This window comes from Citrobacter sp. LST-B2, from assembly GCF_057983045.1.
Genome location: NZ_CP192598.1, coordinates 2,505,883 through 2,517,521 on the forward strand (window position 1 = coordinate 2,505,883; position 11,639 = coordinate 2,517,521).

General features: G+C 56.6%; 10 protein-coding genes. 6 read left to right on the forward strand and 4 right to left on the reverse strand.

What is annotated here, in order from left to right; genetic code table 11:
• Positions 1 to 11 precede the first annotated feature (11 nt).
• Both ACQ0PY_RS12000 and ACQ0PY_RS12005 read left to right on the forward strand, forming a co-directional pair.
• Complete coding sequence (locus ACQ0PY_RS12000; protein WP_043000657.1) at positions 12 to 530, forward strand: GNAT family N-acetyltransferase; 519 nt, start codon at positions 12 to 14, stop codon at positions 528 to 530.
• Positions 527 to 976: a DMT family transporter gene (locus ACQ0PY_RS12005; protein WP_043000656.1), complete on the forward strand. Its 450-nt coding sequence runs from the start codon at positions 527 to 529 to the stop codon at positions 974 to 976. The genes ACQ0PY_RS12000 and ACQ0PY_RS12005 overlap by 4 nt, the downstream gene beginning before the upstream one ends.
• 90 nt (positions 977 to 1,066) lie before the next feature.
• On the opposite strand, the gene ACQ0PY_RS12010 is transcribed toward ACQ0PY_RS12005, so the two are convergent.
• Positions 1,067 to 1,300, reverse strand: coding sequence for a YdcY family protein (locus ACQ0PY_RS12010; RefSeq protein WP_044267074.1), 234 nt, complete (start codon positions 1,298 to 1,300; stop codon positions 1,067 to 1,069).
• 9 nt (positions 1,301 to 1,309) lie between these two features.
• Complete coding sequence (locus ACQ0PY_RS12015; protein WP_109740250.1) at positions 1,310 to 2,908, reverse strand: ABC transporter substrate-binding protein; 1,599 nt, start codon at positions 2,906 to 2,908, stop codon at positions 1,310 to 1,312.
• Between the two features lie 259 nt (positions 2,909 to 3,167).
• Between ACQ0PY_RS12015 and ACQ0PY_RS12020 the strand changes: the two genes are divergently transcribed.
• The 3 genes from ACQ0PY_RS12020 to ACQ0PY_RS12030 are packed head-to-tail and all read left to right on the forward strand — an operon-like array spanning position 3,168 to position 9,602.
• Complete coding sequence (locus ACQ0PY_RS12020; RefSeq protein ID WP_109740251.1) at positions 3,168 to 4,469, forward strand: SrfA family protein; 1,302 nt, start codon at positions 3,168 to 3,170, stop codon at positions 4,467 to 4,469.
• A gap of 4 nt (positions 4,470 to 4,473) precedes the next feature.
• Positions 4,474 to 7,455: a virulence factor SrfB gene (locus tag ACQ0PY_RS12025; protein ID WP_044267080.1), complete on the forward strand. Its 2,982-nt coding sequence runs from the start codon at positions 4,474 to 4,476 to the stop codon at positions 7,453 to 7,455.
• The gene (locus ACQ0PY_RS12030) at positions 7,452 to 9,602 is read left to right on the forward strand and encodes a virulence factor SrfC family protein (RefSeq protein ID WP_044267082.1); all 2,151 of its coding nucleotides are present in this window, start codon (positions 7,452 to 7,454) and stop codon (positions 9,600 to 9,602) included. Before ACQ0PY_RS12025 ends, ACQ0PY_RS12030 begins: the two co-directional genes overlap by 4 nt.
• 34 nt (positions 9,603 to 9,636) lie before the next feature.
• On the opposite strand, the gene ortT is transcribed toward ACQ0PY_RS12030, so the two are convergent.
• Positions 9,637 to 9,810: an orphan toxin OrtT gene (gene ortT / locus ACQ0PY_RS12035; RefSeq protein WP_042318948.1), complete on the reverse strand. Its 174-nt coding sequence runs from the start codon at positions 9,808 to 9,810 to the stop codon at positions 9,637 to 9,639.
• A 193-nt stretch (positions 9,811 to 10,003) separates the two neighbouring features.
• On the opposite strand from ortT, the gene yncL reads away from it, so the two are divergent.
• A complete protein-coding gene (gene yncL / locus ACQ0PY_RS12040; RefSeq protein WP_071887673.1) occupies positions 10,004 to 10,099 on the forward strand; it encodes a stress response membrane protein YncL in 96 nt (31 codons plus the stop codon).
• Positions 10,100 to 10,195: 96 nt separating this feature from the next.
• Here the strand turns inward: yncL and patD are convergent, their stop codons facing one another.
• Complete coding sequence (gene patD, locus ACQ0PY_RS12045; protein ID WP_044267084.1) at positions 10,196 to 11,620, reverse strand: aminobutyraldehyde dehydrogenase; 1,425 nt, start codon at positions 11,618 to 11,620, stop codon at positions 10,196 to 10,198.
• Between the last annotated feature and the right edge of the window lie 19 nt (positions 11,621 to 11,639).

Genomic DNA, 11,639 nt, shown 5'->3' on the forward strand with positions numbered 1-11,639 from the left:
TGAGGTTCAACATGTCTATTCGATTCGCCAGCAAAGAGGACTGCGCCGCCATCGCAGAGATCTATAACCATGCGGTGCTGCACACGGCGGCCATCTGGAACGACCAGACGGTCGATACCGATAACCGCATCGCTTGGTATGAGGCACGACAGGCGCTGGGTTATCCGGTACTGGTGAGCGTGGAAGGTGACGTTGTCACGGGATATGCCTCCTTTGGGGACTGGCGTAACTTTGATGGCTTCCGCCATACCGTCGAACATTCGGTTTATGTCCATCCGGATCATCAGGGAAAAGGGCTGGGACGCCAGTTACTGAGCCGGTTAATCGAGGAAGCTCGCCGCTGCGGTAAACATGTGATGGTTGCCGGTATCGAATCGCAAAACCACGCCTCATTGCATTTACATGAAACGCTCGGGTTTAACACCACAGCGCAGATGCCGCAGGTAGGCACCAAATTTGGTCGCTGGCTGGATCTGACCTTTATGCAGTTGCAGCTTGACGATCGCCACGAACCGGACGCGCACGGATGAACCAGTCGCTCACCCTCACCTTTCTGATCGCCGCTGGCATCGGCCTGGTGGTGCAAAACACTCTGATGGTGCGGATTACGCAGACCTCATCGACCATCCTGATCGCCATGTTGCTGAACTCGCTGGTCGGAATTGTGCTGTTTGTCAGCATTCTGTGGTTCAAACAGGGAATGGCGGGATTTGGTGAACTGGCCGCCAGCGTGCGCTGGTGGACGCTGATTCCGGGTCTGCTGGGCTCGTTTTTCGTTTTCGCCAGCATTAGCGGCTATCAGCATGTGGGGGCTGCGACCACGATTGCGGTGCTGGTCGCCAGCCAGCTCATTGGCGGTCTCGTACTGGATATTTTGCGCAGTCACGGCGTCCCGCTAAGAGCCTTGATCGGCCCGGTCTGCGGCGCAGTGATGCTGGTGGTCGGCGCCTGGCTGGTGGCGAGACGCCAGTTTTAATGCCTGATGGCGCTACGCTTATCAGGCCTACACATATCCATCGCCATAGGCCAAGTCAGCGCAGCGTCATCCGGCACTACAGAGACTCAATCAAAGGATCGTGCCGCCTTTCGTGAGTTGTTCGCGACGCGCTTCCATATCTTCCTTATGCTGACGACCGTGATGCGCAATTGCGGTTCTTAGCCGCTGCTGCTGCGTGTAGCGATCGTCACGGCTTAACTGCGCATCATCGCTCAGGGCTATCAGCAGTTCATTCATATGGGTAATGACGCCCTCATCAATAGCGGCATCGACACGGGCGCTGACCTCATCCAGGTGCGACATAAAAACTCCTTAATTCAGTTTTGCTTTCGAAAAATCACTGCCCATCAGGCTGACGCTATAACCGGTCACATTGCTGCGCGTGGCGTAGAACGTTTTGCCATTTGCCAGCGCAATCCACGGCGCCTGCTGATAATAGATCTCTTGCGCCTGCTGGTAGAGTTTCACACGCTCTTCCGGCTTGCTGACCCGCTTCGCTTTCAGGACCAGTGAATCATACTCCTTATCACACCAACGTGCGGCATTCGATCCGGTTTTGATGCTGTTGCAACCCAGCAACACATCGGCAAAGTTGTCCGGGTCGCCGTTATCCGACATCCAGCCAAACAGCGCGCTGTCATGTTCGCCTTTACGCATCCCGGAAAGGTATTCGCCCCACTCGTAAGAGACAATCTTCGCCTTCACGCCCACTTTTGCCCAGTCGCTTTGAATCATCTCGGCAATGCGTCGCGAGTTGGGGTTATACGGTCGCTGCACCGGCATCGACCAGAGGGTGACTTCAAACCCATTTTCCTGCCCGGCCTGTTTCAGCAGTTCTTTCGCTTTTTCCGGATCGTATGCGTAATCCTTCAGTTCCGGGTTAAAACCCATCATGTTCGGCGGGATCGGGGATTTTGCCACTTTCGCCGAATCGAGGAAAACGGCTTTCACAATCGCCTGTTTATCGGTGGCGTAGTTCAGCGCCTGACGCACCAGCACGTTATCAAACGGCTTTTTCTCGGTGTTGAAGGCCAGATAACCGACGTTGAGGGCTTCAACAGCATGCAGCGTCAGGTCTTTATTCTTTTTGATTTCGTCGAACTGTACCGGCGATGGCGCCGGGATAATCTGACATTCGTTGGTTTGCAGTTTCGCCATTCGCGTCTGCACGTTTGGCGTGATGGAGAAGATCAGATGCTTTGTCGGCACCTCTCCGTCCCAGTAATTCGGATTTGCCAGATAGCGAATTTGCGAATCCTGCTTGTACTGCTGGAGCACGTACGGCCCGGTACCAATCGGCCAGTTATCGACGTTTTCCGGTGTCCCTTTTTTCAGCATCGCGTCGGCGTATTCCGCCGAGAGGATCGAGGCAAAATCCATGCCCCAGTCGGCAAGAAACGCCGCATTTGGCTCGCTCAGCACAAACTGTACATGGTAATCATCGACCTTTTTCACCTCTTTAATCAGCTTATCGAAACCGACGTCGTTGAAATACTCATAGCTGCCCTGCGACACATTGTGGTACGGATGCGTGGCCTCTTTCTGGCGTAATACTGAGAAAATGACGTCATCGGCGTTGAAGTCGCGGGTCGGCTTGAAGAACTTGTTGCTGTTGAACTTCACGCCCTGACGCAGCGTAAAGGTGTAGGTTTTGCCATCCTCAGAAATGGTCCAGTCCGTGGCCAGCGACGGTACCGGCGTGTTTTTTACCGGGTCAAAATTGATCAGCCGGTTGTAGAGCACCTGCGAACTGGCGACAAACGACGGGCCAGAGCTGGCAATTTGCGGATTAAAGGATTCTGGCGAGGCTTCCGAGCAATAAACAATCGTGTCGTTATTTGCCGCAAACGCGGCTCCGGTCGGTAGCACCGCACTGAGCGCCAGTGCGAGCAGCGTTTTCCCTGTGGACATGATATGAACCTTCATCGTTATTATTGAGGGGGTTATAGGAGCATAGATTAAGAAAACTGAAAAATAACAAATCCGTCTCAGGTTATGCGAATCCGCGCATTTTTGTTGGATCTTTCGCCACAGAATTTCCGTTAAGGCTTTTCGAAAACGTCAACGCCTCTATGCCCAGAAAATTCACCCCTTTTTGCCTCTCTTCCACCGTTTGCCTGAGCCACGAATCCGTAAAGTAGATGCGTGAAAAAGTCTTAGGGACCTTATCGTGGCAAAAACACTCTTGCGCAGCGGCAATCTGGATGATTATCAGGCCGTCGGCGGTGGCGGCCAGGCCGTCTTTGATTCAGCACTACAAATTCGTGAAACGCTCCGTCTGCGTAAACAGCAGGCGATGGTAGATTGTCTTGCCATTCCACAAGTCAACGACAGCGGCGATCGGGTTGACTGGTATTCCCCCCTTGAAGGCGTAGCCGTCGCGTGGAAAGCCGCCGATGAAGAGGCTCGCCTTCGCGCCCTGCGCTACCTTTCCGCGACGCTGGAAAGCGCTGCATCGCTGAGCCGCAAAAGCCTGCAGTCCGGGAAGACGTCACTGCAACTGTTTGGTTCGCTGCTGGAAAAGGCCGTCCAGTTTCCTGGTGAGAATCACGTTTTTCTGGTAGATGGCAAGCCGGTCATCACCTTTTGGGGATTTATCAATCTCAATGAGAACATCCGTGAGGAGATACTGGAATGCCTGCGTATCCAGGAAGAACCCGAACCGGAAATTCACATTGAACCAGAACCTGTCGAAGAGCCCGCGCCTGAAGTGACATTTGCCCAGGCGGATGAACCGCTGCTCACTACGCCGATCGTGCCGGTCAGCGAGCCTGACCCCGTGATTGCACCGCAGCCGGTTCCCGCGATCGCGGAAGAAAAGGTGATGCCTGTTGCGGTTAAACCGTCACGACGCCTACCGCTCTGGAGTCTGCCCGTCGCCGCAGTGATCGTTGCCGCCATTGCCGCCCCGCTGCTGTGGAAAGCGCAGGCCCCCGCCATTGCGACGGAAATGGTCAATGCGCCGCAACCGGAAATAGCGCCGCTGCCAACGCTCACCGTCGCGCTACCGCTGCACCAGGCAGAGGTCATTGCACCAGTGAAAAAAGAGAAACCTGCCGATGAGCCGGTGGTGATTGCCGCGATCCCGAAAGACGCGCTGGTGATGGATGCGAATCAGATGAAGGCTGGTACTACGCGCTTTCTCAACGGTAACTGGCGCGTCATGGTGGACGTGAAAGATCCCGTCACCGGTAAAGCGCCGTCTCTGCGTTACCAGATCCAGAACAATAAAGGCACGGCGCGCGTGGTTCACAGCGATAACATCGTCTGCCGCGCGGAGCTCTTCTCAGGGCTGCATCAGAGCGGGGAATTAATGATTAAGAGTCGCGGCAATGCGCGCTGCACCGACGGTTCACGCTATCCAATGCCGGAAATCACCTGCAAAGCCGGGACTCATGATGTCGCCGTTTGTACCGCCCGCTTCGATGCGAAAGCCGCGATCCCGTTGACGTTCAAGAAGACAGGGGCCTGATTTTATGCTGGTGAATTTGTGTGATTACAAACAGAGCGTCACGCTCATCGCAAACAGCGGCGTGCAGTTTCTCGATTTCGGGCTGACGCCGCAGGAATCCGCGCATCATGGTCGCTTCGTGCGTAAAACGGCCAACGGTCCCCTGCTGCGTCTGGATTACGACCTGGCGAATGGTCGCTATACCCTGCCTGCGCGACCGGGCTCGCAGCCGGAAGTGGTAAAACCGGAAAGTACGCAAACGCTGCATTATTCCCTGGAGGTTCTCGACGGCATCTGGCTGCCGCTGCCGTTCCTGCGTTTTAATCCGCCGCGCACCTTCGTTGAAGGGCCAGACAACTGGGCGCGCGTTCAGGTACGTAAGCTTGCCGAACCCGACAGCGCGGGCAACACCCATCGTGTGACGCTCGCGCTCGATAGCCAGTTGAGCGAGAATGCCCCCGCCTCGCTTGCGCCCGGCGAAAACGATCTGCTGAACGGCACCCGTTTTGCCCTCGCCTGGCGCGATGATGAGATCGCCGATTTTCTCGATCAGACCTGGATTGACGGCTGGCTACGCGAGGCGTTCCTCAACCACGTCAGCCAGCAGGAAAACCGGACTGAGCAGGCCATCAGCCTGGCGCTGCGTAACTTTGAGTATCAGGCGCACTGGCTGAACCTGCTGACGCTACTGGGTGAACAGCTCGCCGTACCGGAAGTCAAACTGGTGACCCACACTCTCAGTACCCCGGCGATCCCGGTTGATTTGATTCTGGATGTCGGTAACACCCATACCTGCGGCGTCTTGATTGAAGATCACGGCGACGCCAATGACGGGCTGCGCCAGACGGCGGAACTGCAGGTCCGTTCGCTCAGCGAACCGCAGTATCTCAACGATCCGCTGTTCACCAGTCGTCTTGAATTTTCAGAAGCCCGCTTTGGTAAACAGCATTTCTCGGTCGAAAGCGGCCGTGAGGATGCGTTCATCTGGCCGTCGATTGTGCGGGTCGGTGACGAAGCGCGCAAGCTGGCGATGCAGCGTACGGGGACGGACGGTAACAGCGGCATTTCCAGTCCGCGCCGCTATCTGTGGGATGAAACGCCGGTACTGCATGACTGGCGCTTCAGCCAGATGAACAGCAAAACACAGCGCGAACCGCTTGCCACCGCCTTTCCGCTGATGAACCTGATGAACGACGATGGACAGCCGCTCTACTCGCTGCCGCAGGATGACCGTCTGCCGGTGTTTTCGCCTCAGTACAGCCGCAGTACGCTGATGACCCACATGCTGTGTGAGATCCTCGCCCAGGCGCTGGGACAAATTAACAGTGTCGCAACCCGACTGCGTCTGGGTTTCCCGGCGTCCCCACGTCAGTTACGCTCATTGATCCTCACACTCCCTTCGGCGATGCCGAAACAGGAGCGTGAGATCTTCCGTCTGCGCATGTTTGAAGCGATAGCGATTGTCTGGAAAGCGATGGGCTGGCACCCGCAGGATGAAGATTTCAGCACCCGCAAGCAGCAGGAAAAAAGCGTGGTTCCGGTGCCAGAAATTCAGATGGAGTGGGACGAGGCCAGCTGTGGTCAACTGGTCTGGCTGTATAACGAAGCCATTTCCCATTACGCCGGACGCAGCGAAGCATTCTTCAACACCCTTGCCCGCCCGGATCGCCTGCCTGAACCTGGCGAAACGAAAGGCCGAGCGCTGCGCGTGGCCTCGATTGATATCGGCGGCGGCACCACCGATATGGCGATTGTTCACTATCAACTGGACGACGGCGTCGGCGCCAATGTGAAAATCACGCCGCATCTGCTGTTCCGCGAAGGTTTTAAGGTCGCGGGCGACGACATGCTGCTGGATGTGATCCAGAAATGCATTTTACCGGCCTTGCAAACCCGGCTACAGCAGGCGGGAGTGACGGATGCCGCTGCCCTGCTCGCCACGCTGTTTGGCGATTCCGGACGCATCGACACCCAGGCCGTTTTGCGACAACAAACGGCGCTTCAGCTCTTTATGCCGCTCGGTCACGCGGTCCTTTCTGCGTGGGAGAAGAGCGACATTAACGATCCGCTGGCCGGACTGCACGCTACCTTTGGCAATCTGCTGAACCATCGTCCGACCCGCAACGTGCTCAATTACATTCAGCAGGCGATTGATCACGCGCTGCCGTCGGGCTCGCCGACGTTTGATCTCTTCAGCGTCCCGTTACAGGTGCAGTTCAGCCAGTTACAGGAGGCGATGCTGGCAGGTCAGTTTACCCTGACGTCCCCACTGCATGCGGTCTGCGAAGCCATTTCACATTACTGTTGTGATGTTCTGCTGGTCACCGGCAGACCGACCTGTATCCCGGCGGTTCAGGCGCTGATCCGCCATCTGCAGCCGGTTCCGGTCAACCGCATGGTGTGGATGGATAACTACCGCGTCCATGAATGGTATCCGTTCAGCCAACAGGGACGCATCGGCAATCCGAAATCCACCGCCGCAGTCGGCGCGATGCTGTGCAGCCTGGCGCTGGATCTGCGACTGCCGCGCTTTAACTTTAAAGCCGCTGATATTGGCGCCTACTCGACCGTGCGTTACCTCGGCGTCCTCGACAATACGGTGAATACGTTGCGTGAGGAAAACGTCTGGTATCAGGATATCGATCTTGATAAACCCGGGGCGAAGCTCGACACCCGCGTGCACTTCCCGCTCCGCGGTAACGTTACGCTCGGTTTTCGTCAACTGGCGAACAGTCGTTGGCCCGCGACGCCGCTGTATACGCTGAGCATTAACGCCGCCGATCTGGCAAAGAATATCGCCGGTGACGGCGTGTTAAACGTGCGTTTGCAACTGCGCGGCGGCAACAAAGAGACCGGCCCCGAGTCGTTTGTGCTGAGCGATGCGTGGTTACAGGACGGCACACCGGTGGCGGCGAATGCCCTGACTTTAAAACTGAATACCCTGGCTGACCGCCGACACAGCGGCAGCCATTACTGGATTGACAGCGGGAGCGTGTACCTGAAATGAGCAAGATGTTGAATACCACTCAGGCCGCGATCGCGTGGGTTAACCGTACCCGACAGCATGCCGTCACGCTGGATGACGAAGCGGATGCGCTACTGGCCCAACTCAACCGCGCAGCCGCCACCGAATCCGCGCTCAATGCCGCCCGACACGATCGCGCCAGCATTGGACTTTACGGCTACTCGCAGGCGGCGAAAGCCCATCTCCTTACCGCGCTGTGCAGCAGCGGCAACGGTAAGGTCAATGTCATAACCCCGGACCGCAGCTTTGACTATTTCAGTCATCTCAACCCCGGACACGCGCCAACTAATATGGCGCTGCGCTTTACACGGCAAAAAAATCTGCCGGATGACGAGTGGCCGTTACGCTTGCGGTTGGTTACGGAAGCAGAACTGGTGCAGATCTTCATCACCCAGGCCTGCGCGCAGTCAGCGTACCGGCAGGTGGAAAAAGCGATTATCGAATCGCGTATTGAAAAGTGGCAGTCGCTGCGTCAGTTGCACCCGGTTCAGGGCGTGACGGCGCAGGAAGTCGCGACCATTGCCCGCTTCTGGCAGCGCTGTATCCCCGCCTCACAACAGCAAATTGATGACGCGCTGTGGCACCAGTTTGCCCTGCTGCTGCCGACGGTCGATCTCTCAACCCGTGCCAGCGCCTGGTCGTTGCTGTGGGGTGAACAGCCAGAGCTGACGCAGCAGTGGCTGCAACTGGCGCAGGTCCTCCAGCAGACGGGTCATGCCGGCGAAGTCGCCGCGCCGCTGAGCCTGTTGGTCGATCAGTTTGGCTTACCGTCTGAAAATTTTATCACCCAGGAATTTCTGGCCTCGCAGGAGGCGCAAAGCGATGTGGTTGTCCATCCGATCGTGGATGAGAAATTACTTAATGCCGTCAGCCTGGCTCAGGCATCGCTGGCTATGCTGACCCGCGAAATGGTACTGAGCGTCGAAGAGTGCGTACTCGATAACGTCGATCTGCTGGATATTCCGCTTGCGCCGCTCAGTCACCCGCAGCCGCTCTGGCAGGCCAAACTCGGCTGGTTGTTGGAGCATTACCGCCAGCAGTTACAGCCCGATGTGCTGGTCGTCTGTAACGCCACCGCCACCCGCACACAAACGCCGTCTACGGCCAGAACACTGCTCAACTGGGTGCACGATACACAGCCGACGCGCGAGACCGCGTTGCCCGGCGTGGTGTGGGCCATTACGCCGCAAGATGCACGCTTTACGACACAACAGAATCTGGACGAAGCGGTCCAGCATCTGATGGGAAAACCAGGCCAACACTGGGGCACCCTACAGGCGCTGGACAAACACAGTCTGCTGCGCCTGATCGAGTGGCTGTCGCAAGCCACTTCAGCCCCGCAGCGTCAGGCACGCCTGGAGGCGCTGAGCGAACAGCATCAGCAGCGTGTTCGTGAACTGATGTTTGCGCAACCTGTCGAAGCGCTCAGTGCGGAAGCAGTGGTTCGCCAGCTACAGCAACAGGCGGCACATCACGGCGACCTGCTTGATGGTTTGTTACCAGCGGTTCAACAGTTTGAAACCCTGCTCCGCATTCAGCAACCGCGTGAAGAACAGGTCAGCGGTTTATTCAATGAGACCATTGACCTTTTCGCCGAAGTCCGTGATACGCCGCAGCCGTCAGAGAACAAGGAGACGGGCTATCAGGCGCACCGCCTGTGGCTCAACCATATTCGCCAGTGGAGTCGCGATGACAGTCAGGCGCAGCGTTTAGGGTTGACGCCCGCTACGCTGCGTCAGGTCGTCGACATCCTGGCGATCACCAGCTATCGCCTGCAACTGCCGCAGCAACTGCAACAAATATTGCAGCGTGAAGAGGTTTGCGGCGCTCAGTTGCACGCCTGCATCGCCAACTTTATTGCCTGGCTCGGCTATGCCGAAGTGGCAGAAACAGAGCGACCCGCCAGCCGAATCGCTAAAGGAACGGCAATTTTCAGCGCGGTCAAACGCCAGCCGATGGCGCGTCTGACGCATCTGGAAGAACAACCGGTGCACGCCGCCAGCCGCTATGTTTATGACTGGCTGGTTGCGCTGTATACCCGGGCAACGGAAAACAAGGGATATCAACATCCGCAGGAAGTGACTGAAGCCGACCGAAAGGCGCTAAACGCGCTGCTGGCAACGCTTTGAGAGTTCCGCCGGAATGGATGCCGGCGATGTCTGCTCAAAACAATGAAAACAACAGTGCCACCGGGAAACTCATGGGCCAGGTGGCCCCTACCAGAAAGGCGCTCAGAAAGCGGATGCGTTTTTTATCGTGCGAGAGAAACCAGGTGATCAGAAAGGCAATCGCGGCCATCACCGCATAGAACATCAACATTTTTTGGTACAAAGACATTTACGGGCATCCGGCCAGAAGAATAAATCGCGCGCAATATGCTCCATTTTTTGACATACATCAAGTTTTATCCCCTTCGGTCAAACCATTTGCCATTTTTTATGACCGCTTACGTTAAGTCCCTGGTTCGTACTATTGCGGATCACAGGATGCCGGACTATACACAAAGGGGCACTAACGCAAGGTGGCAAATATGAATGTTTCCAGTAGAACCGTAGTGTTAATAAATCTCTTTGCTGCTGTGGGGCTTTTTGCTCTTATCTCATTGAGATTTGGCTGGTTTATGTAATTTTTGAGAGCTTGCGGCGCAGACAGGCAGAGAGAATATTTCTCTCTGCCTTCGAGTGATCATCTTCCCACGCCACCTTTCGGGCGTAAATTACCCTTAATGTTTAACCATTACGTGGCGGATCACGGTGTAATCCTCCAGCCCATAAAGTGACATATCTTTGCCATAACCGGACAGTTTCTGCCCGCCGTGCGGCATTTCGCTCACCAGCATGAAATGGGTGTTAACCCACGTACAACCGTACTGCAGACGCGCGCTGACCCGGTGAGCGCGTCCGACGTCGCGCGTCCAGACCGACGACGCGAGGCCATATTGCGAATCATTGGCCCAGTCCAGCACCTGCTCTTCATCCTCGAAGACGGTCACACTGACCACCGGACCAAACACTTCTCGCTGGACAATTGCATCTTCCTGTTTAGCCCCTGCCAGAAGCGTCGGGGCAAAGTAATAGCCCGGCCCCTCTACTTTTTTTCCACCGGTGACCACGTTGATATGTCCCAGCGCTTTGGCCTCTTCAACGGCTTTAGTGACGCGCTCCAGATGCGCCAGTGAACTCAGCGGCCCCAGTTCGGTCGATTCCTCCTCCGGTGCGCCGGTTTTCAGGCTGGCTACGGCGGCCCCCAGTTTCTCCACCAGCGCGTCGTAAATACCCTTCTGCGCGTAGAGGCGACAGGCGGCGGTACAGTCCTGACCGGCATTGTAAAAGCCGAAGGTGCGCACACCTTCCACCACCGCATCCACATCGGCATCATCAAACACAATCACCGGCGCTTTACCGCCCAGTTCCATATGCGTGCGCTTAATCGACGGCGCAGTATGGCTGATGATGTGCTCACCGGTCGCGATGGAGCCGGTTAACGAGACCATACGCACCTTCTTGTGCCCGGTCAGCGGATCGCCAACCGTTTTGCCTCTGCCAAACAGCACATTGAGCACACCCGGCGGGAAGATATCTTTGGCATATTCCGCCAGCTTCAGCGCGGTCAGCGGCGTGATTTCCGAAGGTTTGATCACCACGCAATTACCGGCAGCCAGCGCGGGGGCCAGTTTCCATGCCGCCATCATCAGCGGATAGTTCCACGGCGCAATGGAGGCCACCACGCCAACCGGGTCGCGGCGAATCATCGAGGTATGGCCCTCCAGATATTCCCCCGCCGCCAGACCGTTCAGACAGCGGGCGGCACCGGCGAAAAAGCGAAACACATCGACAATCGCCGGGATCTCATCATTGAGCGCACAATGCAGCGGTTTACCACAGTTGAGCGATTCCAGTTCAGCAAACTCATGCGCATTTTGCTCAATAACATCCGCCAGCTTCAGCAGCAGTTCACTGCGCACTTTCGGGGTTGTCTGTCCCCATTCGCTAAACGCACGATCGGCGGCGAGGACGGCCGCATCTACCTGAGCGGGAGACGCTTCTGCAATTTCCAGCAGCACCTCGCCGGTGGCAGGGTTATAGACGGGCTGCTTTTCACCTTCACCCTTGACCAGCTCGCCGTTAATCAGTAATTGATGTTGCATAGCATTTTCCCATATCGTT